The organism is Paenibacillus assamensis DSM 18201 (assembly GCF_000422445.1).
Lineage (GTDB): Bacteria > Bacillota > Bacilli > Paenibacillales > Paenibacillaceae > Paenibacillus_B > Paenibacillus_B assamensis.
The window spans coordinates 154,476-180,055 of sequence record NZ_KE383837.1; the positions used below are offsets into that span (position 1 = coordinate 154,476).

At 43.9% G+C, this 25,580-nt stretch carries 25 protein-coding genes; 1 reads left to right on the plus strand and 24 read right to left on the minus strand.

The genetic code is table 11. From position 1 onward, the window contains the following. The first annotated feature begins 15 nt into the window (after nt 1-15). Nucleotides 16-969, plus strand: coding sequence for an L-lactate dehydrogenase (locus tag H580_RS0114975; protein WP_028595496.1), 954 nt, complete (start codon nt 16-18; stop codon nt 967-969). A gap of 198 nt (nt 970-1,167) precedes the next feature. Here H580_RS0114975 and H580_RS0114980 read toward each other — a convergent pair whose 3' ends face one another. From H580_RS0114980 to ymfI, 24 genes are all read right to left on the minus strand, one after another. Beyond that, on the minus strand, nt 1,168-2,025 hold the full coding sequence (locus H580_RS0114980; RefSeq protein ID WP_028595497.1) for an SMP-30/gluconolactonase/LRE family protein: 858 nt from the start codon (nt 2,023-2,025) through the stop codon (nt 1,168-1,170). A 24-nt stretch (nt 2,026-2,049) separates the two neighbouring features. After that, entirely contained in the window at nt 2,050-3,525 is a 1,476-nt protein-coding gene (locus tag H580_RS0114985; protein ID WP_028595498.1) for a nicotinate phosphoribosyltransferase, read from the minus strand. 41 nt (nt 3,526-3,566) lie between these two features. Next, complete coding sequence (locus H580_RS0114990) at nt 3,567-4,106, minus strand: cysteine hydrolase family protein (RefSeq protein ID WP_051217485.1); 540 nt, start codon at nt 4,104-4,106, stop codon at nt 3,567-3,569. A 74-nt stretch (nt 4,107-4,180) separates the two neighbouring features. Further along, on the minus strand, nt 4,181-4,660 hold the full coding sequence (locus H580_RS0114995; protein ID WP_245583574.1) for a PaaI family thioesterase: 480 nt from the start codon (nt 4,658-4,660) through the stop codon (nt 4,181-4,183). A 259-nt stretch (nt 4,661-4,919) separates the two neighbouring features. Then, nucleotides 4,920-6,629 (minus strand): AMP-binding protein, encoded by a 1,710-nt coding sequence (locus H580_RS0115000; RefSeq protein WP_028595501.1) that lies wholly within the window; start codon nt 6,627-6,629, stop codon nt 4,920-4,922. Nucleotides 6,630-6,966: 337 nt separating this feature from the next. Then, complete coding sequence (locus tag H580_RS0115005) at nt 6,967-7,440, minus strand: YlbF/YmcA family competence regulator (RefSeq protein ID WP_245583575.1); 474 nt, start codon at nt 7,438-7,440, stop codon at nt 6,967-6,969. A gap of 64 nt (nt 7,441-7,504) precedes the next feature. Further along, nucleotides 7,505-9,055 (minus strand): tRNA (N6-isopentenyl adenosine(37)-C2)-methylthiotransferase MiaB, encoded by a 1,551-nt coding sequence (miaB, locus tag H580_RS0115010; RefSeq protein ID WP_028595503.1) that lies wholly within the window; start codon nt 9,053-9,055, stop codon nt 7,505-7,507. 175 nt (nt 9,056-9,230) lie between these two features. Next, nucleotides 9,231-9,800 (minus strand): phosphate propanoyltransferase, encoded by a 570-nt coding sequence (gene pduL, locus H580_RS0115015; protein ID WP_028595504.1) that lies wholly within the window; start codon nt 9,798-9,800, stop codon nt 9,231-9,233. A 123-nt stretch (nt 9,801-9,923) separates the two neighbouring features. Next, the gene (locus H580_RS0115020) at nt 9,924-10,790 is read right to left on the minus strand and encodes a 2-oxoacid:ferredoxin oxidoreductase subunit beta (protein WP_028595505.1); all 867 of its coding nucleotides are present in this window, start codon (nt 10,788-10,790) and stop codon (nt 9,924-9,926) included. Nucleotide 10,791: 1 nt separating this feature from the next. Next, a complete protein-coding gene (locus H580_RS0115025) occupies nt 10,792-12,525 on the minus strand; it encodes a 2-oxoacid:acceptor oxidoreductase subunit alpha (protein WP_028595506.1) in 1,734 nt (577 codons plus the stop codon). Nucleotides 12,526-12,746: 221 nt separating this feature from the next. Continuing rightward, entirely contained in the window at nt 12,747-13,706 is a 960-nt protein-coding gene (locus tag H580_RS0115030) for a dipeptidase (RefSeq protein WP_028595507.1), read from the minus strand. 218 nt (nt 13,707-13,924) lie between these two features. After that, nucleotides 13,925-14,185, minus strand: coding sequence for a stage V sporulation protein S (locus H580_RS0115035; RefSeq protein ID WP_006286829.1), 261 nt, complete (start codon nt 14,183-14,185; stop codon nt 13,925-13,927). Between the two features lie 193 nt (nt 14,186-14,378). Continuing rightward, on the minus strand, nt 14,379-15,173 hold the full coding sequence (locus tag H580_RS0115040; protein WP_028595508.1) for a TIGR00282 family metallophosphoesterase: 795 nt from the start codon (nt 15,171-15,173) through the stop codon (nt 14,379-14,381). 73 nt (nt 15,174-15,246) lie between these two features. Continuing rightward, a complete protein-coding gene (rny, locus tag H580_RS0115045) occupies nt 15,247-16,794 on the minus strand; it encodes a ribonuclease Y (protein WP_028595509.1) in 1,548 nt (515 codons plus the stop codon). A gap of 301 nt (nt 16,795-17,095) precedes the next feature. Next, nucleotides 17,096-17,764 carry a regulatory protein RecX gene (locus H580_RS24420; protein ID WP_036605347.1) on the minus strand — a complete coding sequence of 223 codons (669 nt, stop codon included), beginning with the start codon at nt 17,762-17,764 and terminating at the stop codon, nt 17,096-17,098. A 129-nt stretch (nt 17,765-17,893) separates the two neighbouring features. Further along, nucleotides 17,894-18,952, minus strand: coding sequence for a recombinase RecA (gene recA / locus H580_RS0115055; protein WP_028595510.1), 1,059 nt, complete (start codon nt 18,950-18,952; stop codon nt 17,894-17,896). A 338-nt stretch (nt 18,953-19,290) separates the two neighbouring features. Next, nucleotides 19,291-20,541: a competence/damage-inducible protein A gene (locus H580_RS0115060; RefSeq protein WP_028595511.1), complete on the minus strand. Its 1,251-nt coding sequence runs from the start codon at nt 20,539-20,541 to the stop codon at nt 19,291-19,293. 116 nt (nt 20,542-20,657) lie between these two features. Then, nucleotides 20,658-21,236, minus strand: a complete 579-nt coding sequence (gene pgsA, locus H580_RS0115065; RefSeq protein WP_028595512.1) for a CDP-diacylglycerol--glycerol-3-phosphate 3-phosphatidyltransferase — start codon at nt 21,234-21,236, stop codon at nt 20,658-20,660. Nucleotides 21,237-21,527: 291 nt separating this feature from the next. After that, entirely contained in the window at nt 21,528-22,016 is a 489-nt protein-coding gene (locus H580_RS0115075) for a YajQ family cyclic di-GMP-binding protein (protein ID WP_028595513.1), read from the minus strand. A gap of 110 nt (nt 22,017-22,126) precedes the next feature. Next, nucleotides 22,127-22,291, minus strand: a complete 165-nt coding sequence (locus H580_RS26420; RefSeq protein ID WP_169449374.1) for a hypothetical protein — start codon at nt 22,289-22,291, stop codon at nt 22,127-22,129. A gap of 134 nt (nt 22,292-22,425) precedes the next feature. Next, a complete protein-coding gene (locus H580_RS0115085; RefSeq protein WP_028595514.1) occupies nt 22,426-23,364 on the minus strand; it encodes a helix-turn-helix domain-containing protein in 939 nt (312 codons plus the stop codon). A gap of 56 nt (nt 23,365-23,420) precedes the next feature. Beyond that, nucleotides 23,421-24,185, minus strand: coding sequence for a DUF3388 domain-containing protein (locus tag H580_RS0115090; protein WP_028595515.1), 765 nt, complete (start codon nt 24,183-24,185; stop codon nt 23,421-23,423). Nucleotides 24,186-24,404: 219 nt separating this feature from the next. Further along, nucleotides 24,405-24,659, minus strand: a complete 255-nt coding sequence (locus H580_RS0115095) for a DUF3243 domain-containing protein (protein WP_028595516.1) — start codon at nt 24,657-24,659, stop codon at nt 24,405-24,407. A 145-nt stretch (nt 24,660-24,804) separates the two neighbouring features. Continuing rightward, nucleotides 24,805-25,551 carry an elongation factor P 5-aminopentanone reductase gene (gene ymfI, locus H580_RS0115100; RefSeq protein ID WP_028595517.1) on the minus strand — a complete coding sequence of 249 codons (747 nt, stop codon included), beginning with the start codon at nt 25,549-25,551 and terminating at the stop codon, nt 24,805-24,807. Nucleotides 25,552-25,580: the final 29 nt, after the last annotated feature.

Below are 25,580 nucleotides of genomic sequence, written 5' to 3' on the forward strand. Positions count from 1 at the left end.
AAAGGAGTGTACCCGATGAATCCAACAAATAAAGTTGCTAAAGTCGCTCTTATAGGTTCTGGTTTTGTTGGCGCTAGCTATGCATTTGCCATGCTCAACCAAGGAGCTGCTTCTGAACTGGTCATTATTGATGTTAATCATAAAAAGGCTGAAGGCGATGCCATGGACTTGAATCATGGTTTGTCCTTTTCGAGCAATATGCGCATTTGGGCTGGTGATTATTCCGATTGCAAAGATGCCGATATCGTAGTCATTACCGCAGGTGCTAATCAAGCGCCTGGCGAAACCCGTCTTGATCTCATTGAGAAAAATGCGGCGATATTTAAGTCTATCGTAACCGCTGTTATGCAAAGTGGATTTGATGGTATTTTCATCGTAGCTACCAATCCCGTTGACGTGCTTACGTACGCGACATGGAAATATTCAGGATTACCTGCACATCGTGTAATCGGCTCAGGTACGATCTTAGACAGTGCCCGCTTGCGATTTGAGCTTGGTTCAGAACTGAATGTGGATCCACGCAATGTCCATGCTTATATTATGGGTGAGCATGGTGACACAGAGCTGCCTGTTTGGAGCCATGTCAATATCGGTGGTCAGCCCCTAAAAGATTATATACACGCTCATGGCAAGCCAAGTCAAGATGCATTGAATACAATTTTTACAAATGTACGAGATGCAGCGTATCATATTATTGAACGTAAAGGCGCTACTTACTATGGTATCGCAATGGGACTTGCACGTCTAACGACAGCCGTCCTGCGCAATGAGAACAGCATCTTGTCGATATCTGCATTGCTGGAAGGTCAATATGGATTGAATGACGTATACATTGGTGTTCCAGCTGTCATTTCACGCGAAGGTATTAAACAAGTCGTAGAACTGAACCTGGACCAAGAAGAACTTGAAAAGTTCCATCACTCGGCAGACGTATTGAAAAAAGCGATTCATACTGTCTTCCCTAATTAAATAGGGCTGAGCAGATAATGAGCCTCTTCTCTTTCGACATCGTCCAGCTTCATCATGCATAAACATGCCTATTATATGTCTATTTTTGCGATGAAGAGCGCTTTATGACTATTCTTGCGCTTTCCCGAGAAATAATAAGAGCAGAGAGCCATTGTAAGGAGGCTCTCTGCTCTTTGCTTTTTAAATCCTATGTTACCCTTATACAAGCCCAAACAAGCGACGACAGCGGCCTGGGCGATCTGCTCGGAATCGCTCTACATTGCCTTGATCCTGTACAGTAACATATACAGTACGACCATCTTCTCCACCGAACGTTACATTCGTTGGATTTTTGCCATGCAGCTGAATTTCTTCAATCAACACACCGGATGGATTGAGGATGGCAATTGTACCTTTTCCATAGCGTGCAACGTACAAGTTTCCATCGATGTCGCAGCGCATGCCATCTAGTCCAAAATCACTGAATTGAGCAAACAAGCGCTTGTTAGAAATCGAACCATCTGCCGCTAAGTCATAGGCCCAAATACAGCGTTGAACAGATTCATTTACGTACAGCACATTTTCTTGCGGACCAACTTCTATTCCATTCGTCGTCCCCATGCCTGCTTCCAACAAGGTAACCTGACCATGCGGCATAATGCGCCACAGCTGACCAGTGTTATCCGCCCATTTTGGGTCACTTGCAAAGATAATATCATGCGCGGTAATACAAATATCATTCGGTTGATTCATACGTGGTTCATGCGCAAATACAGATAGTTTCTGAAATGCAAAATCATAAAGAAGTATGTTGTGCTTCGTGTAGTCCGCCATCAGCATCCGTCCATCTCGGGTGAAACGAATACCGTTCGCGATACTCCCATTCGGCAATTCTAGGAAGATAGAACTTGAGCCGTCAGGCGTAACACGCCCGATCGTCCCTTCACGAGCATAATTAACCGCGTATAGATTGCCTTGTCTGTCACAAGCTGGACCCTCAATACCACCTGTGAACCCATGTGCTGGAGTCCACACTTCACTCTTACGTGTCGTTACTGACGCTTCGTTTCCGTTCATCCTTCCCATCCTCTCTCCAATTAGCTATTCTTCTTGTCGCATCAATCGAAGCTTTTCCTTTTCCTGCACATACATTTCTATCATATCTCGTTTCAGCTGCCAAGCCTTCGTGCTGTAGTCAACATGAAATGGCTCAGGATTCTTTTTGCGCAAATGCTCCGGCCAGAACAGATTGATCTGCTGCTCATGATAGGCACGAATCTCCTCTAGCAGTGGACGTTCATACACAAGTTGTCCCGAGCGATAAATCGGCTTCAGCAGCTTTTCCGCCTCATATTGATCCACATATTTATGAATATATGGATGAAGCGGATCAAACAACTTCAGCTTCTGCTTACGCTCTACGTCTGACTCTGATGCCAAACACACATAATCTGCAATCGCTTTTTGCTTCTTCGGATGAATAATACGGTATACATCCTTTTTCCCCGGAGCAGTAACCTTTTCAGGATTAGCAGAAATTTTGATCGTCGGCTCTAGTCGTCCATTAATCTCACGCGCCACAAGCTTGTACACGCCACCTAAAGAAGGCTGATCAGCTGCTGTAATCAACTGTGTACCAACGCCCCAGCTATCTACCCGAGCCCCTTGTTCCTTCAAGTCTGCAATCGTATACTCATCCAAATCATTCGAGGCAACAATACGTACATCGTACAAGCCAGCCTCGTCTAACATTTTACGTGCTTCGATCGACAAATATGCCAAATCTCCACTATCTAATCGAATTCCCTGCAGCTTTTTACCTTTTTCACTCAATTGCTTCGCGATTTGGATCGCATTCGGTATACCACTGTGAAGTGTGTCATACGTATCCACCAGCAGTGTAACTTGATCAGGAAGTGCGTTCGCGAATGATTCGAAAGCTTGCTGCTCACTTGTAAAACTTTGGACCCAAGCATGCGCATGCGTACCTTTTGTAGGAATCGAGAAACGCTTGCCTGCCAACATGTTCGATGTCGCATGAAAACCAGCTATATAAGCTGCTCTAGCTCCCCATAAGGACGCATCTGCCTCTTGTGCACGACGAGTTCCGAATTCCATTAAAATATCATGTTTAGCCACTCGCTTAATCCGCGAAGCTTTTGTAGCAATTAACGTTTGGAAATTCATAAAGTTAAGCAAGGCCGTCTCAATCAACTGCGTCTCAAACACACGGCCTTCCACACGTACAAGCGGCTCGTTAGCGAATACGAGTGTCCCTTCTTTTACAGCATCGATATGACCATTAAAGCGGAAATTTCTTAATTCCTCCAAAAATGCTGCATCATACTGCTCTTCCTGTTCACCCAAATAAGCAATATCGTCATCTGTAAAACGAAGCTGCTCCATATATTCAATAATGCGCTCTAAACCAGCAAATACAGCATAGCCATTGCCAAATGGCATTTTGCGAAAGAACGCTTCAAATACCGTGTGCTGGTTATGGGTATCGTTTTTCCAATGCGCATACATCATATTGATTTGATATTTATCTGTATGTAAAGCCATTGAGTGATTCATTGCGCACCACTACTCCTATCCTTTTGTGTCTATCGTCGAAGCTAGCTGATGGTAGTAGCACCTAGCGAATTGCGGAAATGCTCTAACGCCCATACGTGGGCTTGTCCATTGAAGGTAGCAACTGCACGTTCATGAACAACGATCTTATAACCTAAGTTATAAGCTTCAATTGCAGTATGAAGCACACAAATATCCGTACATACTCCTGCTAAATGAACTTCCTGAATGCCTCTAGCTCTTAATCTCATATCCAAGTCTGTCCCGCAAAAGGCACTATAACGAGTTTTGTCCATCCAATAAATGCGGTTTTTATGCTGCTCATACACATCCATAAGGCTGCCATATAAGTCTCGACCGCTTGTCCCTCTAATGTTATGAGGAGGGAATAATTGGGTCTCAGGGTGGTAAGGGTCCTGCTCATCATGGATATCGACTGCCATGACTACTTCGTCCCCTTGGGCTACAAATTGCTCTACAAGTTCTGTAATCGGCTTTTCAATCGCAATAGCCGGCTCTCCACAAGGCAGCTTACCATCTACGAAATCTACTGTATAATCAATGACAATCAACGCTTTTGTCATGTTTCTTCTCCCCATTTCTACATAGGCTTCCAACTTGTACAGCCATTATGACAAATATGATTAAAAAGTCAATCTTATTTCTTTATACCGCGGAACGTAGCCGTGCCTATTGCGCCTACTGTACCGTCTGCTTCACGCACCTCAGCATAACAAGTTAGCGTTCGCTTGCTGCTATGCAAAACTTTTGCATGTGTCGTAATGACAGGACCTTTCAGTGGAGCAACAAAATGAATATTCAAGTTGCTCGTAACCATATTGTAGTCCGGACGCAATGCACCAGCCATCATCCCCATCGAGTTGTCCAACAGTGAAGATGACACCCCACCATTCACAATGCCCAACATATTCATATGATGTGGTCCTACTTCCAAGCCAATAACCGTCTCTTCTTCTGTTATCGAAACAACTTTACAACCGAGAAACCCCCAAAAGGTTGACTCTGCCTTCCTTTCAAGTGCAGCCCAATCTTCATGAGATATGAACATCTCTGATCCGTTCTTTCCCTCCAACATGCTATTGTTATCGTTCTCATTCGTATAGTCTAGGTGTTCCATTCTATTATCCCCCTTGCCAAGATGACGAGCTACCAACCTATGATGATAGTTCCGTTTACAGTCAACCGCACATTACTAACCGTAACTACAATTCAATGAACGATTGACTGCAAACACGGCTACAAATTTTTTGTTTGCTTTTAAGTAAACATTACCCTATGAAGTCCCTTGCAATCAACTTGAATGTCCACTCCTACTGTACACAGCTTCTAACCAGGCTTAAAGACCTCCATAGCATCTATACGCATGTAGATGACCGTCAATCCTTTGGTGGTTCAGAAGGACCCTCAGGCTGCTTCCTAGCTGCCTCTTCTGCTACTAACTGACGCCGCAGCACTTTCCCGATCATCGTTTTTGGAAGCTGCGTTCGAAACTCCACAATCCGCGGAACTTTAAAAACAGCAATTCGCTCCCGACACCATTGTTTAATCGCGTCTTCATCTACACCCGTCGCCTTGTCATCCAAGATGACAAATGCTTTTACCGTTTCTCCGCGATAGGCGTCCGGTACACCGATAACAACTGCTTCCTTAATCGATGGGTGTTCATATAACACTTCTTCAACTTCACGAGGGTATACTTTAAATCCACTAGCATTAATCATATCTTTTTTACGATCTACGATATAGAAAAATCCCTCTTCATCCATTCTACCTAAGTCTCCCGTGTAGAACCATCCTTCTTTTAAGACAGCTGCTGTATCTTCTGGCCGTTTCCAATACCCTTTCATCACTTGTGGGCCGCGGACAACAACCTCCCCTATTTCCCCAATTTCAACTTGTTCTCCTGTATCTGAATTTACAATCATCGCATCTGTATTGGGATAAGGTATGCCAATGGAGCCTAATTTGCGATACCCCCATATATTATTGGCATGGCTAACAGGCGATGTCTCGGTTGATCCATACCCTTCGATAAGCCGTCCACCTGTCATTCGTTCAAACTTTTCCTGCACCTCATGCGGCAGCGGAGATGCACCACTAACACAAGCTCGAATCGTGTGCAATTGATATGATGAATGATTAGCGTCATGAATAATGGCATTGTACATCGCAGGCGCACCTGGAAATATCGTTACCTTATATTTTTCAATTTGCTGGAGCACTTGTTTCACTTCGAACCTAGGCAATAAAATAAGCCTGCCTGCGTTATAAACCGATTGATGCAGCAGCACCGTTAAACCGAACACATGGAAGCAAGGAAGCGCTGCCAAAAATACTTCTTCGCCTCGTTTAGCACGATAAAACCACTGCGAGCTTTGCACCGTGTTGGCCACCAGATTATAGTGCGTCAGCATAACGCCTTTAGCAATACCTGTCGTGCCGCCTGTATACTGAAGGATAGCGACATCTTCCTGTGCATCTACTTCAGCGAGGACAGGCGTAGAGCTGCAAGTACGCAGCCAGCGTTTAAAGCGATAGATGTCATCACCAGTCGGTACAACGGTAGACTGACCATCTTTCTTCATTTTTAATGGGTACAATATATTTTTGGGAAATGGCAAATACTCGGCAATCGAAGCAACGATTATCGTTCTTAGAGATGTTTTTTCTCTTACTCTTGACACCCGCTCCATAAATAAGTCTAACGTAACAAGTACCGACGCTCCTGCATCATTCAACTGATGGGTGAGTTCCCCTTCCTTATAGAGCGGATTCGTCATTACCGCAATTGCCCCGTAAAGGAGCGTACCGAAGTAAGCAATCATCATCTGGGGACAATTCGGAAGCATAATAGCTACACGCTCGCCCTTGCTTACCCCTAGCTGTTCCAGCCCATTTGCAAATTGATACGCCGAGCTAAGCAGTTTCTTATAGGTAAGATTGTAGCCCATAAATGAACATGCATACTGGTCAGGATGTGTTTCTGTCGCATGGACAAGCATATGCCCTGCATTTATTTGGGGATATTCATACGAGGGTGCTACTTCACTTGGGTAATGCTGCAGCCAAGGCCTTGAAACATCCATCTTCGTCCCTCCCTCTCACATCTGAATAGAGACAACATGTCATCATCTTTACGATTGAATAGAGGGACAGATTGAATGAATTCGCCTGTAGAAGACGTGCTGAAGTAGCTTGCAGTATACATATAGCAGCTTAGATGATGACCTTTATAATTGTATGTTATGCGGATATTTATAAATTCGCCTATGAAATATTTATTTCTGTGCATATACAAAAAAAAGCATCCCGCTCACTACGATAGGTGAGATGGCATGCTTCTTCGTTCGTCTTATTTTAAAAGATATGTCTTACTACGCACGTGCAACTATTTAACCGCACAATACGCGGCAAGCCCTTTTCTTAGTCACTGCAGCTTTCAGGATCATCAGCACGACCTGCTTCTACATTGATTTTTTCTGAAACAGAGTCACGGATAACGCCCATAATCAACTGGAGCAAATAATTCACGTCCGTTTGACTTTGCTGGAACTGTACGACAAGTGGAACATTATCAAGCTCATCTTGCAATGATTCCAATTCAGCTTCAATCTTTTCGACCATAGCTGTATTGTTGAAGGATTCAAAGGCAACAATCTCTTTCTGCTTCTTTTTAAGCATCGCGATCGTCTTCTGTACTTGTTCATGCTTCTGAATCAACTTCTCTGCTTCCTGATACTGTTTAACTTCCTCTGTCGTGCAAATTAGCTCGGCCAAATGTTTTGCCTTCTGCATAATATCTTCACGCACAAGCACTTCAGCAGCTTCGAACTTAGGCACACCACATGCTGATTTTGCTGTTAGCTGACTCTGTTTCTCTTTGGATTGCTGTGACACCTCAATCTCCCCCATCTACAGGTACAATCTTCCTTATTCATTGTACCTGATGCTGTTATCATTTTTAAGAACTCATCTGCATCTTTTCTGTGACAAGCTCGCCTTTTATATAGAAAGATTTAATATCTGTCACTTCCACGTGTACAAACTGACCAATCAGCTCTTCTGAACCTGCAAAATGAACGAGCCTATTGGTACGAGTACGGCCTGATAAGATGAGTTCATTATTTTTACTTTCACTTTCAACGAGCACCTCTACCGTCTCACCGAGCAATTTCTCATTGCCTTTGCGGCTAAAGTCCTTCATTAAAGCATTTAGACGCTGCAATCGTTCCTTCTTCACTTCCATAGGCACGTTGTCTTCCATCTGAGCTGCTGGTGTTCCTTCACGCGGCGAATAAATAAACGTAAACGCCTGTTCAAATTCCACTTCCCTCATTAACGACATCGTCTCTTCAAAATGCTCGTCGGTTTCGCCTGGGAAACCTACAATAATGTCCGTCGTCAACGATACGTTCGGAATGGCCGCCTTAATTTTATGTACAAGCTGTAAATAATGCTCGCGTGTATACTTACGGCTCATCTTCTTCAACACTGCACTGCTGCCCGATTGAACAGGAAGATGAATATGTTCCACTAGATTCCCCTGCTTAGCCAACACTTCAATGAGATGGTCATCGAAGTCACGTGGATGGGAGGTTGTAAAACGAATACGCGGAAGATCAATCGTACGAATCTCATCCATAAGGTGCCCAAACGTATACGTTCTATCAATGAAGTCCTTCCCGTACGCATTTACATTTTGACCAAGCAATGTAATTTCTTTATAGCCCTGACGTGCAAGCTCTCGAACTTCTGCAATTACATCCTCTGGCAGACGGCTCCGTTCCTTACCTCGCGTATACGGTACGATACAATAGGTACAGAACTTATCACAACCGTACATAATATTGACCCATCCTCGCATGCCCGAACGCTTCTTAGGTAGGTTTTCGATAATGTCGCCTTCCTTAGACCATACATCAACAACCATTTCTTTATTGAACAGCGCATCACGGACGAGGAACGGCAGACGATGTATATTATGAGTTCCAAATATTATATCAACAAATTGATGCTTACTCATGATGCGGTTCACGACATTTTCCTCTTGAGACATGCAGCCGCACACCCCAAGTATAAGTCCAGGCCGCTCAAGCTTCAATGTTTTGAGATGCCCTAATTCTCCAAACACTTTATCTTCAGCATTTTCACGGATCGCACATGTATTTAATAAAATGATGTCCGCTTCCTTGCGATCCTCTGTCTTCTCATAACCCATCTGTTCGAGCAATCCACTCATCGTCTCTGAATCATGCTCATTCATCTGACAGCCAAACGTATAAATGATGTAGCGCTTACCATTGCCAATCTCACGCAGATTTTCAGGAACCGCATCTTCATAATGCACCTGTATGTCCTGTTTACCACGCTGCTTTTCTTGACGCTGATTCGGTTCTGACATAATATAAATTTCACGGCCATGAAGACGAATCTTCTTGCCGTTCTCATCCTCTGAAATGACTTTGGCCTGAGAAAAGTCAAAATACTTAGCGTAATCCTTCCCCTTGCTCATCCTCTTGGTCACTCCTTTTTTATTTATAATTTTGTCTACAATCATCATTCATTTGTTCTCACAATGAGTTCGAAACACAATCCAGAATATTATACCATTGATTTCTATTCGATTCCAAGATAGGACGTTGCAGGAAATTAAAAAACGGCCCCTTAGGGACCGTTTAAAATGCTTATTAGTCGATGATTTCAGCTGTATCGCCGTTCTTAACACCAGCAGCATTCGCTTCATCTGTATCGATATGCATGTCCAATGCAAATGTTGGATGTACACGAGCAAGTACATTTTCAAATACAACGCCACGCTCTCCGCCTACGCGTACACGTAACGTCTGCTTATCTTGAATGCCCCACTTCTCTGCATCAGATGTATGGAAGTGAATGTGGCGAGCAGCAACGATAACCCCTTTGTCCAATACTACTTCACCATGTGGGCCTTTAAGCGTAATACCTGGTGTATCTTCGATAGCGCCAGATTCACGCACAGGTGCCTTTACGCCCAAAGCGAAGGAATCCGTACGAGAAATTTCCAATTGGGATGCTGGACGAGCTGGTCCCAAAATACGTACTGTATTGAAGGAACCTTTAGGTCCGATAACTTCTACTGTTTCTACTGCTGCGAATTGTCCTGGCTGGGACAATGCTTTGAATTCTGTTAGTTGAGCACCTGGTCCAAATAGTGCCTCAATGTGCTCTTGTGTTAGATGAATATGACGACCGGAAACGCCTACTGGTACAGTTTTCATGTTTCTTCCACCTCTCGCTTGTCTCTCTAGTTCATATACCAACTTTTATTATACTATGAAAATAAAAAAAGCATACATCTTTCGACATATGCCTTTTTAACAATTAATTGAATTTATTTATTATTACTTAAATTCTTTAAGCAAGCTATTGAAATCATCCGGAGACAAAGTCAGATCCTGATGTGCGAGAGACTCTTGGGAGAAGCCAGGTACCAAGTTCTCGTACGAACGACGGGAAGTATCTTGATATATAAGTCCTGTAATCATTCCATTCGTTTCCATCAGCTTCGTCATAGCCATCACTCGGTTCGTTGGATCGTAGCCTTCCACCGTCGCCAAGTTTACGATGTTCTCTTTAAACCAGTCATACGTATTAATTTTGTTAAATGTGACACAAGGACTGAACACGTTAATTAAAGAGAATCCTTCATGATTAATGCCTTGCTCGATTAAAGATGTCAGCTGCTTCAGGTCGCTTGAGAACGACTGAGCCACAAATGTCGCTCCAGCCGCCAATGCAATCTCCAATGGTGCTAGCGTTGTCTCTACCGAACCTTCCGGTGTACTCTTCGTCTTGAAACCTACAGCACTACGCGGAGAAGTTTGCCCCTTTGTAAGCCCGTAGATCTGATTATCCATAACGATATAAGTGATATTCACATTACGACGAATCGCGTGCACGGTATGTCCCATACCGATTGCAAATCCATCGCCATCACCACCAGAGGCGATAACCGTCAAATCACGATTTGCAAGCTTTACCCCTTGTGCAATCGGCAATGCACGTCCGTGTATACCATGGAATCCATAGGCATTCACATATCCTGAAATACGACCTGAACAGCCGATACCTGAAATAACAGCTAGTTGTTCAGGCTCCAAGCCTACGTTGGCCGCTGCGCGTTGAATCGCTGCTTGAATCGAGAAATCACCGCAGCCTGGGCACCAGTTCGGCTTCACATTGTTGCGAAACTCTTTGAACGTTGCCATCTTACACCAACTCCTTGCTTCGGGAATAGATTTCGCTTGGTAGGAACGGCGTTCCGTCGTACTTGAGCATATTACGAACTTTCTCCGAACATCCTACATTAAGCTTAATTTGATCCGCCAATTGGCCTGTTGCGTTATTTTCCACAACAACAATTTGGCTTGCTCGTTCCGCATACGGCTTGAACAGCTCTGTCGGGAACGGATAAATTTGCCGAACCGTAATATGGTTCGTTTTGATGCCATCTTGCTCAAGTCGAACACGAGCCTCATCAATTGTACCGCCAGTAGATCCCATTCCTACGATAAGCAGTTCTGGCTCTTCGTAAGACGCATCTACATGAATCGCATTCGTAATCTGCAAGTTGTCTAACTTGGAAAGACGCTTATCCATCATCTTCTTGCGGTTGATTGAACTCTCAGATGGACGTCCAATCTCATCATGCTCTACACCTGTCACGTGATGAAGTCCGCCTTTTTCACCTGGAATAACACGAGGTGAAACGCCATCCTCCGTAAACTCGTAACGTTTGAACTGCGCATGCGTCTCCAGCGGCGGCACATCCGATACTAAATTGCCACGATTGATGACAATACGATTGTAGTCAAGCATTTCACAAGATTGCTTGCCCAAGGAGAGCTGCAAGTCAGTTAACACGATAACTGGACATTGATACTGCTCCGATAAGTTGAATGCCTCGATCATGTCGTAGAAACACTCTTCAATGGAGCTTGGAGAAATAATAATCTTTGGAATCTCTCCATGTGTACCATAGATCATCGCATTTACGTCACTTTGTTCCTGCTTCGTTGGCAAGCCTGTACTTGGCCCTCCGCGCTGTGTGTCTATAATAACAAGCGGCGTCTCTGTCATACCTGCTAAACCGATAGCTTCCATCATCAGGGAAAGACCCGGTCCAGCAGAAGCCGTCATCGTACGAACACCTGCATAGTTAGCTCCGATAGCCATCGTTGCTGCTGCAATTTCGTCTTCTGTCTGCACAACTGTTCCACCGAATTTCGGCAGTTTTTTAATTAAATATTCCATAACTTCAGAAGCCGGTGTGATTGGATACGCAGACATGATTCTGCAACCTGCTGCCAATGACCCAAGTGCCATTGCATCGTTACCGATCATAAATAGCTTCTGTTTACCATCAGCAGGCTCTAACTGAAACTCATCCAAAGGACCGCCCGCTTGTTCTAGTACAAACTCAGCCCCACGACGAACTGCATCAATGTTTTTCTCTACAACAGCTGCGCCTTTACGCCCGAACTCTTCTTCAACCGCTCTATTGAACACTTCTAAAGGCAGGCCTAATAAAGCCCATGACGCGCCAGACGCTACCATGTTCTTCATAAGAGATGTTCCAAGTTCCTCAGCGATCGCTGTAATTGGTACTGCAAACAATCTTGCAGTGACACCTTCAGGTACCACTGGATTAAACTTCGCATCTGCAACGATAACGCCGTTATCATGCAGTTCATGTGCATTCAGATCAATGGACTCTTGATCAAAAGCAACGAGAATATCTAAATCATCTGAAATGGCACGAATAGGCTTCGTGCTAATACGAATCTTATTGTTGGTATGTCCGCCTTTAATACGCGATGAAAAGTGTCGGTAACCGTATAAGTAATAACCTAGACGATTCAATGCAGTAGAGAAGATCCGGTCTGTACTTTCCACACCTTCCCCTTGCTGACCCCCGATTTTCCACGACAATTGACTAATCAAGCTCGCCCACTCCTTTAAGGTGACTCGAAAATACTGCCTATCCATGTTACACATCATTTACGCATCTTGTAACTATTAAATAGTTGGCAATGGCTTATTGGCCTGAGTCATAATCATTCTATGTCCAGTCTTAGTAAAAGGCAAGCGTTTTCCCATCTTCGCTCATAGCACCTTGAGATAAGTACGATGCAAAGTTGTGATAGGTAAAAAATATTATTTTGCTATACCCGCTGCGGCAAATAAGTTCTAAGGAACCTATTTGCGTTCTCATATGCAATTTTGTTCATGACTGCGCTGCCATAGCGCTGCTCAATCATCGCAAGTAAGTTTGGATGATGCTCGGCATGCTCTAAGTTTTGAATTTTGTCATCAATGCCATCAAAGTCTGAGCCAAGCATCAGATGATTCTCTCCACCTAATTGAATAATATGATCGATATGCCCTAGCAAGTCCTCTATCGTGACAAGTTCTTTTTCTGCGACAAATAGCGGCACATAAGTCACACCTATTCTTCCGTCCCGTGCAATGATGGCACGAATCTGATCATCTGTCAGATTGCGAGGATGCGGCTGCAAAGACGCGCAGTTGGAATGCGAAGCAATAACTGGTCGTGTTGTCCCGTCCATCAACTCCCAGAATGCACGTTCATTTAAATGTGACACATCGAGCACAATTCCTAATCGATCACATTCATCAACTAACTGCCACCCTTCTGTCGTAAACCCGCCAGAACGTGGTTCTCCTGCTCCATCTACAGCCCAGTTGGCATGATTCCAGGATAAGCCGATAAACCGTACACCTAGTTCAAACAGTGTACGAACATATACCATGTCCCCTTCTAACGCATCTACTCCTTCTAGAGAGAGAATAGAGCCGATCAATGAACGATCCTGCTCTAGCATCTCCAAATCTTCCTTCCATTTCACCCAATGCATTTCTGGCAATACAGCAATCTGCTCACGGAACAAATCGATTGCACGCAGCACTTGGGCAAACCGGGGAGGTCCTATTAAAGGAGCTGCTTCTAAAAAAAGCGCAAATACTTGCATGCCAACTTGGCCTTTCTTCAATCGTGGCAGTGTAATATCCATTAATTCTGCATTTTCAAAGTTAACCTTATTCTCATAAAGCATTTTATAAAGTACATCACAATGGAAATCAATGATTTTTGTATGTTTCATGCGATTCTCATCCCTTCTGTCTCTGCCATCTGTCTCCTATCGCTGCCTTTCATTATAGCCTATTCCAGTAATCTAGGCATCTTCGTGTATATAAGCTGTGCCTAACTATGTATACAAGGTTTCCCTCTACAAAAATATACAGCAAAAAACCTGCTTACAGCGTAAACAGGTTAGTACGTTCTCTTCGCAGTTTCCATCTTAGTTGCCTACATCCTCTCTTATCTTGGCTCTACAATTAATTTGATTGCTGTACGATCCTCACCATCAATGACAATATCGGTGAATGCCGGAATGCAAATCAAATCTACACCGCTAGGCGCAACAAATCCCCGTGCAATGGCGACCGCCTTAATTGCTTGGTTCAAAGCACCTGCACCAATCGCCTGCAGTTCGGCCGCTCCCCTTTCACGCAAAACCCCTGCTAACGCACCAGCTACCGAATTTGGATTGGATTTTGCTGAAACTTTTAATACTTCCATGAAAGTACCTCCTCGGGAATAATGGTTGATTCCACTATTACAACATATTCGTAAACAGGCTAAAAATACCACCAATATATCCCTATACCCCAATTGACCGAAGAAGAACCTCCGACTAACTTGGGCAAGCACAAAAAGAACCTTAGCTGCTTATAGCATGTATACAGCCAAGGTTCTCGAAATATTCATAATACTAGCTCATAATCCACTCGTCTTCGCGGATACGAATTTTTTCAATACGCACCGCTTTTCCTGTTGAATCATCAATATCAACAAGGACAGCATGGAAATGCCATTTGCCTTCACATACTGTGAAACGAACAGGTAGTTGGGTCTTGAACTTGCGAAGCACCGCATCGCGCTCCATGCCAAGTACGCCTTCTTTGGAACCTACCATTCCGCAGTCTGTCAAATAGCCTGTTCCATTCGGTAAAATCGTATCGTCGTTCGTTTGCACATGCGTATGTGTACCAACAACGAAAGATGCTCTGCCGTCCAAATGCCAGCCCATTGCGATCTTCTCAGAAGTCGCTTCAGCATGAAAATCGACTAGAATCGCTTTGGACTGCTTACCTGCACGCTCTAACAACTCGTCTGCCGTACGGAAAGGGCAGTCGATTGCAGGCAGGAACGTTCGCCCTTGAAGATTAACAATGACTAGTTCTTTCCCATTCGCCTTAATCGTCGTCATTCCTCTTCCAGGTGTTCCTGGAGGGAAGTTAGCCGGACGAACGACACGCTTCTCTTCATCAATCCATTCAAATATATCACGGTTATCCCAAGTATGATTTCCCATCGTAAAACCATGTACACCGAGATCGGCGAATTCTTTAATAATTGCAGCAGTCACACCACGCCCACCTGCTGCATTTTCCGCATTCGCAATGATAATATGTGGGTTATATTTGCTCTTCAACTCGGGAAGCAGCGTCTTCACTGCTTTGCGCCCTGTGTTGCCCACAATATCACCGATAAACAATACTTTCATCGGAAACAAGTCCTCCTTAACAAACGGAGAAGTGGCCGACGCGGCCACTTCTCCAAGTCCTATACGTCTATTATTATTTGGCGTATTCCACCGCTCGAGTCTCGCGGATAACTGTAACCTTAATGTGCCCCGGATAATCCAGTTCACTCTCGATTTTTTTCGTAATCTCGCGAGCAAGACGATACGCTTCCGTATCATCAATCTTCTCAGGCTGTACCATGACACGAACTTCACGTCCAGCTTGAATCGCGTACGATTTATCAACACCTTCGAACGATTCAGAGATATCTTCAAGCTTCTCCAGTCGTTTGATGTATGTTTCAAGCGTTTCGCGACGAGCTCCCGGTCTTGCAGCAGACAATGCATCTGCAGCAGCAACGAGCATTGCGATAATCGATGTTGCTTCGCAATCACCATGGTGGGATGCAATACTGTTAATAACGACAGGATGTTCTTTGTACTTTTTCGCCAGCTCTACACCGATCTCTACGTGAGATCCTTCTACTTCGTGATCTAACGCTTTTCCGATATCGTGTAGTAAGCCTGCACGCTTAGCAAGAGTTACATCTTCACCAAGCTCTCCAGCCATCAACCCTGCTAGATACGCAACTTCCATGGAATGCTTAAGTACATTCTGTCCATAGCTTGTACGGAATTTGAGGCGACCAAGAATTTTAATTAAGTCAGGATGCAAACCATGCACGCCCACTTCAAATGTAGCTTGTTCACCGTATTCACGAATACGTTCATCCACTTCTTTACGTGATTTGTCAACCATCTCTTCGATACGTGCCGGGTGAATACGTCCGTCTGCAACCAGCTTCTCAAGTGATGTTCGAGCAATCTCACGACGAATTGGATCGAACCCAGACAAGATAACCGCTTCTGGAGTATCGTCGATAATTAGATCAATACCCGTAAGCGTCTCCAATGCGCGAATGTTACGTCCTTCACGACCGATAATACGGCCTTTCATCTCTTCGTTCGGCAAAGCAACGACAGATACCGTAGTTTCAGCCACATGGTCAGCCGCACAGCGCTGGATTGCTAGCGTAATAATATTACGTGAGCGCTTGTCCGCCTCTTCTCGAGCTTGCTGCTCGATTTCTTTAATCATTTGTGCTGTCTCATGACGAACTTCTTGCTCGACATTCGTCAAAATAATCTGTCTAGCGTCTTCCATGGACAGATTCGATATGCGCTCCAATTCCGAAACTTGTTGTTGATGGATGCGCTCAACTTGTTCTTGTGTCTCTTCAATCTGCTTCTCTTTGTTAGCTAGTTGTTCCTCTTTACGTTCGAGCGAATCTAACTTTTTATCCAACGACTCTTCTTTTTGTACGATTCGTCTTTCTTGACGTTGAATTTCGTTCCGGCGTTCACGGATATCTTTCTCCGCTTCGGTGCGAACTTTGTGGACATCGTCTTTTGCTTCAAGCACTGTTTCTTTCTTTAGTGCCTCCGCTTCCTTACGTGCGTTATCCACGATTTGTTCCGCAGCATGCTCAGCACTCGTTATTTTCGCTTCCGCCAGCGATTTGCGAATCAGATAACCGATTCCAAACCCCAAGAACAATGCAGCCACAACGAGAACGATTGCGAGCCAAATGTTGACGTTCATTGCCTCACCTCCCCGTTGGTTACTCCAAGCACTGCTTGGGACAGGTTTCATTTGTTTTTGTTACAGTTTCAATTGATTCATACTCATGGATCGACCGGCACCCCTAAGATGTCGGCAAAATTGCATGCATTCGCACACACGATCATCACCCCTACATAGTGACAATCGGAACTATGACATTGGCGAAATGAATCAGCTAAAATCAACTTCTGGAAGGGGAAATTGATTTCGTGAAAATAAAGATACATGTTCATTTTATTATTCAGGAAAAGATATTGTCAAGCAAAGCTCAACTTCTCTTTTACCAAGTCTCTTCACCTTGATCGTTTCTGACTGACTCATCAGCCACCTGTTGAGCTGCCTTACGCGACATTTCGCTTGAAAAACCTCTTCTTGCTAAGTAGGCTGCAACTTTATTCTTACGAATATACGTTTCACCACGCGTTTGACGCCACTTCTTTGCAGCGGCTCCGACTGCACTTTCCCATTCCTGCTCAGGATCAATAGACTCGATGGCTGTGCGAATATGATTCTCATGCACGCCTTTTTGCTTTAGCTCCTGTCGAATCCAGCGACTACCTTTGCTATGTCGAGTAATTCGCTGCTCTGCCCACTGCTCCGCATATGCAGCATCATCTACAAGCCATTCACGCTCCAATCGGTCCAATACGATTGGAATCGTTTCATCATCGTATTCTTTTTGCTGCAAATACTTAGCCATTTCCATTCGTGTACGAGGCTTGCGCTGTAAATAGGTCAACGCCTGTATATAGCCTTTGTGCTGCTCATCCGCCCGTATGATCTCCTCTAGAAAGGAAATGGACACCTCTGAGCCTTTCGTAAGGCGATACTTCACCATCGTATCTTCATGCACATTAATTGGCGCAGCATGCTCAAAAAAAATGACGTAGCGATTGCGCTGTTTTTCATCTAGCTGAACTTTTACTATTATCGTCTCATCTTGCTGCATCTATATCCCCCTCATCGGCTATTTTGTGACCTACCGCAATAAGGAAGGCGCTTCTCATACAAATAACGCGGCAACTACAACAAAGACAAGCACCTCTACCGTCTGGTAAGGTGCTTGTCCATCATCCAATTATTCAGCATCAAGCGCCAACAATTCTTCTTCATCCTCATCAGTTTCGTCCTGAGAAGATGGAGGAATAACCGTAGTTAAGTTGCTAGCCTCACGAATAAGGTTCTCGATCTTGACTGACATCTCCACATTCTCTTTCAAGAATTGCTTCGCATTTTCGCGACCTTGACCTAGACGTTCGCCCTCATAGGAATACCAAGCACCACTCTTTTGAACGATGTCCATCTCAGTTCCAATATCGACGATGCTGCCTTCTCTGGAAATTCCTTCACCGTACATAATATCGATATCCGCTTGCTTGAATGGAGGAGCTACTTTGTTCTTCACAACCTTGATTCGTGTACGGTTACCAACCATATCGTTACCTTGCTTGATCGTCTCGACGCGACGAACATCTAAACGTACGGAAGAATAGAACTTCAATGCACGACCACCCGGAGTTGTCTCAGGATTACCGAACATAACGCCAACCTTCTCACGCAACTGGTTAATGAAGATAGCAATCGTCTTCGACTTGCTAATCGCACCAGAAAGCTTACGAAGAGCTTGAGACATAAGACGAGCTTGAAGACCAACGTGGGAATCACCCATGTCACCCTCGATCTCAGCCTTAGGAACAAGTGCCGCAACAGAGTCGATAACGATAATATCAACAGCGCCACTGCGAACAAGCGCTTCCGCGATCTCTAGAGCCTGCTCCCCTGTATCCGGCTGGGACAGAAGCAGTTCATCAATATTAACACCGAGCTTATTAGCATAGGACGGGTCAAGCGCATGCTCCGCATCGATAAACGCAGCTTGTCCGCCAGTCTTCTGCACTTCAGCAATCGCGTGCAATGCAACAGTCGTCTTACCTGAAGATTCCGGTCCGTACACTTCAACAATACGCCCACGAGGAAGTCCACCTGTGCCGAGCGCTATATCCAACGCTAAAGATCCACTTGGTACAATCTCAACCTGCATATGGTTGGATTCGCCCAACTTCATGATGGAACCTTTACCGAATTGCTTTTCTATTTGACGTAATGCCATCTCTAATGCTGCTTTGCGATCTGACACACACTCACATCCTTCATTCATTTTGTACTCTTATCATACCTTTTTTCGAGACGATGCACAAGCATTTTTTCGAACATACATTCGTTTTTTTCTACCCACCCCTTCCAACTTCAACCATATAATCTACAGTCAATTAGACTATTAAAATTGCGCGAAAGCGTCAATATACAAAAAACCGCAACGCACCAACAAACCTGGCACATTGCGGTTCCTCCGCTTTTTGAACGTATAGCTATTATACGATCACTTAGAGCGAATAACAAGCGGTACATCGCCCCAACTACCACACGCATACAACACACGCCTAGCCGCGAGATAGATGGCTTTTAATCAATATCCTACTGCTTTAACATTTTCCACAATCGATGCAATACTGTTTTAACAGCACGGACTCGAACCATCTCTCGATTACCATTTATTTTTAAAAGTTCAACTACCGTGTTCTTATTACGTTCAGCAATGCCTATATATACGAGCCCTACAGGCTTCCCTTCGGATTCGGTTGGCCCTGCAACGCCTGTAATCGAAATGGCCATGTCCGCGTTCGTACGCTCCAGCACACCCTCAGCCATCAACGCTGCGGTTTGTTCACTAATGGCACCTGGAGCACCCTCACCTTCCAATACGTTCATTGGAATACCTAACAGTTGATGCTTCATCTCGTTCGTATAGGTGACAACTCCACCGAGGTACATCGCGCTTACCCCAGAAACAGATGTAACCGTTTCAGCAAACAATCCACCTGTACAGCTCTCAGCCGATGCCAACGTTAATCCACGCGCAGTCATCAAATCTACAACAATACTCTCAAGAGGCAAATCCGCAACTGCATAAATATAGGATTCCAACCGTGATCGTATAAGCGACTCTAACTGATCCAATTTACGATTAGCCTCATCTTGCGAATCACTTTTCGTCGCTAATCGAATCAACACTTCGCCTTCCTTTGCATAAGGAGCAATCGTAGGATCTGTCTGTCCAGCTATCAAATCTTTCAATTGCTCTTCTAAGTTTGATTCACCAATACCAGCAAATTTCAACATACGGGTGTACAATGCTTGCTCATCCTGAAGCACGTGCTGCTTCAGCCACGGAACCGCAACATTTAGAAACATAGGCTTCATTTCTTTTGGCGGTCCAGGCAGAAGCAAATACACAGTACCATCAGCAATAACTGCGTTGCCAATCGCAAGACCTGCCTCATTGTCCAGTGGGAATGCCCCTTCAATTGAATCTGCCTGACGCTTGTTACTCTCGACCATATGAATACCGCGCTCACGGAACATATTCTCAATTTTTTCTAAACCCGGTCTGTGAGTGCTTATATCTCGTCCTAGCAGCTCCGCTACAACTTCCTTCGTTATATCATCCATGGTTGGCCCAAGCCCACCTGTTAAAATAACGATATCCGCCCGTTTTCGTGCCGTATCAACGACTTCTTTCATGCGATGTGGATTATCTCCCACAACCGTCTGGTAATACACATCTATACCCAACAGGGCAAGCTGCTGCGATAAAAACTGTGCATTCGTATTTACGATCTGACCGAGCAGCAATTCCGTTCCTACGGCTATCATCTCCGCTTTCATCTTACGCCCACCACCATCATTTTATAGGTACGAACCTTGTATTTATCCCACATATATCAAAGGCAGCAGGCTGCCCAAAATATACTGAGCTTATGCCTGCTGCCAATCTTTCAGTGCTAAGAGAGACGCAGCACTTTTTTATTCTTTACAAAATAGTCAATTCCTGAATAGACCGTAATCAGCGCTGCTGCCCATGTTGCAATCACATCAAACGGGAAGCCAATAAACGCAAACGGGAAGTTGTTCAACAACATCGCAATGATAGCTGTAATTTGGATAGCCGTCTTCCATTTGCCCCACTTACTCGCAGCAACAACACTGCCTTCAAGCAAAGCAACTTGACGCAAGCCAGTTACAGCAAATTCACGACTAATGATAACAACAGCAATCCACGCATCACATTTACCCATTTCCACAAGTGAGATTAGAACAGCTGCAACAAGCAGCTTATCAGCCAGTGGATCAAGCAGTTTGCCTAGGTTGGTTACCATTTTGCGCTTGCGCGCTATGTATCCATCCAAACCATCCGTGCTCGCAGCAATAATGAAAATGAGCGCAGCAATTATTTGGTTGTACGTAATATAAAATTCGTTTATGCGGATCGGCGGGAAATAATCAACGTTCACCAGTAAAAAGAACATCATGATTGGAACGAGAAAAATACGCGCCAATGTAATCTTGTTAGCCAGATTCAACTAAACACCCTCCCCGGCCAAGTAAAGCTCATGTGCATGTGTAATGACCGATTGTTTCAATGCCATGATTGTATGCTTGTCTGACATAAATGCATCTCCCATTATGGTAATACAATTCAAACATACCTCTATTTGAATCGTAATATACCTCTGTAATTATTAAGTTTTCTTAATAAGTATAATACAGAGCAAATGATATAGTCAAAATGCAAAACAAGCATGCTTCCTCTTCATGGCCACTATCTCAAAAATGATATAATAAATATACCTAAGAAATAAATCTATGGAGTGCTAGCGATAGTTAGTAAATTGCAAATCCAATGGTAAATTTGCTTCACGCAGCAATTTCATAACAGCTTGAAGATCATCCTTATTTTTTCCTGTTACCCGTAATTGATCACCTTGAATCTGGCTTTTTACCTTAAGCTTCGAATCACGGATTAGTACATTAATCTTTTTAGACACATCTTGTTCAATTCCTTGTTTTAAACGAACACGCTGACGTACTGTACCACCTGAAGCTGGTTCAACTTTGCCGAAATCCATGTTTTTAATAGATACTCCACGCTTAATTAGCTTGGATTCTAAAATATCAATCAAACTTTTTAACTTATAATCATCATCTGATACAAGTACGAGTTCCTCTTTTTCTAAAGTCATCGCACTTTTACTGCCTTTAAAATCAAATCGAGTGGCAATTTCTCGTTCAGCCTGCGTAATGGCGTTGTTTACTTCTTGCAAATCCGTCTTACTTACAATATCAAATGAATAATCAGCCATATGTATGCCTCCTTAACTTTCATTTCTTTATCTATAACAACACAAGGGCATCCCTCTGCGCGCAATTGCGTGTTAGGAATGCCCCGGTGCTTTCATCCGATTGTACGGCGTTAATATCGGGCACGAGAAGGTGCTCGGAACATGTCCAATATGCCTAGAAGAACATGCGCTAGACCGAACCCCATAATCCCGTACCCCCATGCACTAGGCGTCAAATAATACCCTAACAAGCTGACGACAACACCAATAGCTGCTACAATCCAACTAACCGCCATAATTGACACCTCACTGTTCATGAGAATACTCGCCGCAGTTCTATTCTTTCCGAAGCCACATCAAATATGCTTCAAAACGGAACATAAAATGACGATTCATCTATTCAGTAAGAAATCAGCAGTTCGTCATAAAGCTATCGTGTCTCGTTGGCTGTCCCTGTATTGTTGGTCCCTGCCTGTTCTTGAAGTTGCTTAGCTTCCTCCTCAGATACTACTCTAACCCGTATCGTCTTCGAACTCGTTTTATCACCGTCATCAAGAACTTGACCATTCACAATAATTTCAATAAGGTCAGCTCGTCCCGTACGAATATTAACACCTTGCTCTGTCATATCAACAACTTCTGACTTACCATTTTCAAGCGTATTCCAGAATAGTTTCTTACCATTCTCATCTCGTTCAGTCACGCCAAGCCAACTATCTCCGCCCACACCCTTAATTTCAACCTTTAATGGCTGTTCACTAGGTGCTGCTACGACGTACGTATTCATACGTGAAGTTGAACTTTCCTGAACAATCAGCGGCTCTTGCGACTGCTCTGGTTCAGTTACAGGTTCTTGTTCAGTTGGTGGTGTCGGCTCTGTAGCGCCACCGCTTCCATTTTCTGCATCTCCTGTATTTTCTTCAGGCTTCTTAAACTCGTCTGTAACATTGGTATTATCGATGTTTTTCGATTCATCGCCTTTGGAAGCCTGATTCGCAACAATATAGAGAATTACCAGTATTAATATGACAAATGACCACATTAATAGTGTTGTTGCCCATTTTCCAAAACCTTCACTATGTTGTACTTTTCGCTTATTTCGAATCATCGGCTCGACAGGCTGCTCCTGCTCTTCCACCGGCATTGTATTTCGATAATATTGTAAAATTTCATCCGGGTTCAATCCGACCGTTTCTGCATATGTCTTTACAAACGCCCGTACATAAAACGAACCTGGAAGAACCTTATAGTCTCCCTCTTCGATTGCTTCCAAATATCGTCTGCGAATCTTTGTTGCTTCTTGTACGTCATCTAAAGATAATCCTTTTTCGAGTCGAGCTTTTTTAAGCATTTGCCCAAGTTCTGACACATTCTCACCTCCTACATCTAATAATATCCGAGCTTGTTATGATTCCTATTTATATATTATAAATCGTTATAATTCAGCGTAAACGTTTCATACGTAATTTCTTCTTCAGGTGTGTTGCGTAGCTCAATAATATAATCAAAAAGATCATAGTCATAATGCGTCTCCCGAACAAAAATATCGGGATGTTCGATTACTTTCGTCGAAGGCATATTCATAACTTCTTGCAGAAGTAATTCATGCTTCTCATTGGAACGAATCGTAGACACGATTCCGTCGATAATGAATATATTATTCGGCTGACTTTCCTCTTCAGACATTTGGCTGCGCACAGTTTGCCTAAGCAATGTGGACGACACAAATGTCCAACGCTTCATCGCACATACACTGCCAGCTATGATGGATTCCGTCTTACCCACACGCGGCATTCCACGCAATCCTATAACCTGATGACCATCTCGTTTGAAGATTTCACCAAGAAAATCGACAAGCAATCCTAGCTCATCACGCGTAAATCGAAATGTCTTACGATCATCGCAATCCCGTTCAATATAGCGGCCATGACGAACAGCCAAAATATCAACTAACTTAGGCTGTCGAAGTGCAGTAATGGTGATATTGTCTACTTTCTTCATCATTTGTCCCATAAGCTGAATCTTCTCATCGTCATCCGTCTGGAGCAGCATTCCTCTTGTCTTGCCTTCAACGCCATTTATCGTCAATATATTGACTTCCAACATCCCGAGCAAGGAGGCTATATCACCTAATAAACCGGGACGATTTTTATGTATTTTATACTCCATATACCACTGCTTATACTCCATAACACAACCCCATTCTGCGTTATCCGCTTCCATTCTACAATAATTGAGACATAAATACCACAGACCTTGTCGAAAATTAACGAAAATTATAATTTATAGATGAAATATTACTCTTCAAGGTAGAATGACCTTATTATAACAGATTGTGAGCACGTATTCATGGGGCAGTGGAAAAAGAGCGGCCAGATAGCTTTTTTCGCTTCTGTCCGCTCAGTTGTGTCATTGATTGTGCTGAGCAAGCTTGACCATTAGACGGGCTATCGTCTTTCTTTCTTGCTCATCTCCTACGTCCCATAGTTCTTTGATCGCACGTTCTTGTTCATTCTGAGGATCGACTTTTTCATCCAAGAAGGAGCCAATCTCATAAGCGAGTTTAGAAATGGTATCCTCACTGAGACCTACTTTCTTCGCCTGCTGAACACGCTCACCAAGAAATTTCTTCCACGATTCGAAGTTTTCTAATACAGATGACATATTGTATACCTCCTGACCTGCAATGAAATCAATGGGGAAAACATTGTGCATTTGTAATATGTGCGAACCCCGAGATCTTATGCATGTCATGAAGATTCCTTGTCTTAAATCCGAAGCAGTGATTGACACCATCAAGTCCTAACGATTACGTAAGCCAGCCACCATTTGGACTAATAATCTGCCCATTAATATAGGCGGACTCAGGCAAGGAAAGAAAATAAATCAATGAAGCAATTTCCTGTGGCGTACCTAAACGGCCGGCAGGGATCTCGGTCTCAAGCGCAGCCTTATCCTCTGTCGCTAAGTGAGATAGCATGTCTGTCTGAACAGCTCCAGGAGCAACCGCATTGACCGTAATACCCGACGGGGCAAGCTCCTTAGCAAGTCCTTTTGTAAAAGCGTTAACACCGCCCTTGGCTGTTGAATACAGCACCTCACAAGATGCACCTGTCACTCCCCATATCGAGGACACGTTAATAATACGTCCATACTGCTGACGAATCATATGCGGCACAAAAAGCTGTGTACATCTGAACGGACCTTTGAGATTGACGGACATGCAGTCCTCCCATTCTTCATCTGTCACATCCGTAAAAAGACCATATGTGGAACTGCCCGCATTATTAACAAGTATGTCCGGTGCAAAACCATGTATATCTAGCTGCTCTTTCATCCGCATCAGCTGTTCTCTGCTACGAATATCTGCTGCAACCGTCAAAACTTCACTGCCTCTTGCCATACAACGACGTGCCACTTCATTTGCAGCCTCATGAGCCTGATGATAGTGTATTGCGATACGTGCTCCCTCTGCCGCGAAACGTTCAGCAGTAGCAGCCCCTATTCCTCTACTCCCACCTGTTATTAGAACGGTCGTCTCTGATAAAGCCTTCATCATCCAGTTCTCCTTCTCCCTATATCCAC

Coding starts and splice junctions, on each gene's coding strand:
- H580_RS0114975 (WP_028595496.1), top strand. CDS start 16: ATGAATCCAACAAATAAAGTTGCTAAAGTCGCTCTTATAGGTTCTGGT.
- H580_RS0114980 (WP_028595497.1), bottom strand. CDS start 2,025: ATGAACGGAAACGAAGCGTCAGTAACGACACGTAAGAGTGAAGTGTGG.
- H580_RS0114985 (WP_028595498.1), bottom strand. CDS start 3,525: ATGAATCACTCAATGGCTTTACATACAGATAAATATCAAATCAATATG.
- H580_RS0114990 (WP_051217485.1), bottom strand. CDS start 4,106: ATGACAAAAGCGTTGATTGTCATTGATTATACAGTAGATTTCGTAGAT.
- H580_RS0114995 (WP_245583574.1), bottom strand. CDS start 4,660: ATGGAACACCTAGACTATACGAATGAGAACGATAACAATAGCATGTTG.
- H580_RS0115000 (WP_028595501.1), bottom strand. CDS start 6,629: ATGGATGTTTCAAGGCCTTGGCTGCAGCATTACCCAAGTGAAGTAGCA.
- miaB (WP_028595503.1), bottom strand. CDS start 9,055: ATGAGCAAGGGGAAGGATTACGCTAAGTATTTTGACTTTTCTCAGGCC.
- pduL (WP_028595504.1), bottom strand. CDS start 9,800: ATGAAAACTGTACCAGTAGGCGTTTCCGGTCGTCATATTCATCTAACA.
- H580_RS0115020 (WP_028595505.1), bottom strand. CDS start 10,790: ATGGCAACGTTCAAAGAGTTTCGCAACAATGTGAAGCCGAACTGGTGC.
- H580_RS0115030 (WP_028595507.1), bottom strand. CDS start 13,706: ATGAAACATACAAAAATCATTGATTTCCATTGTGATGTACTTTATAAA.
- H580_RS0115035 (WP_006286829.1), bottom strand. CDS start 14,185: ATGGAAGTATTAAAAGTTTCAGCAAAATCCAATCCAAATTCGGTAGCT.
- H580_RS0115040 (WP_028595508.1), bottom strand. CDS start 15,173: ATGAAAGTATTGTTTATCGGTGATATTGTGGGCAACACAGGGCGCAAA.
- rny (WP_028595509.1), bottom strand. CDS start 16,794: ATGAACGTCAACATTTGGCTCGCAATCGTTCTCGTTGTGGCTGCATTG.
- H580_RS24420 (WP_036605347.1), bottom strand. CDS start 17,764: ATGCAGCAAGATGAGACGATAATAGTAAAAGTTCAGCTAGATGAAAAA.
- H580_RS0115060 (WP_028595511.1), bottom strand. CDS start 20,541: ATGAAAGCGGAGATGATAGCCGTAGGAACGGAATTGCTGCTCGGTCAG.
- H580_RS0115075 (WP_028595513.1), bottom strand. CDS start 22,016: ATGGCTGATTATTCATTTGATATTGTAAGTAAGACGGATTTGCAAGAA.
- H580_RS26420 (WP_169449374.1), bottom strand. CDS start 22,291: ATGGCGGTTAGTTGGATTGTAGCAGCTATTGGTGTTGTCGTCAGCTTG.
- H580_RS0115090 (WP_028595515.1), bottom strand. CDS start 24,185: ATGGAGTATAAGCAGTGGTATATGGAGTATAAAATACATAAAAATCGT.
- H580_RS0115095 (WP_028595516.1), bottom strand. CDS start 24,659: ATGTCATCTGTATTAGAAAACTTCGAATCGTGGAAGAAATTTCTTGGT.
- ymfI (WP_028595517.1), bottom strand. CDS start 25,551: ATGAAGGCTTTATCAGAGACGACCGTTCTAATAACAGGTGGGAGTAGA.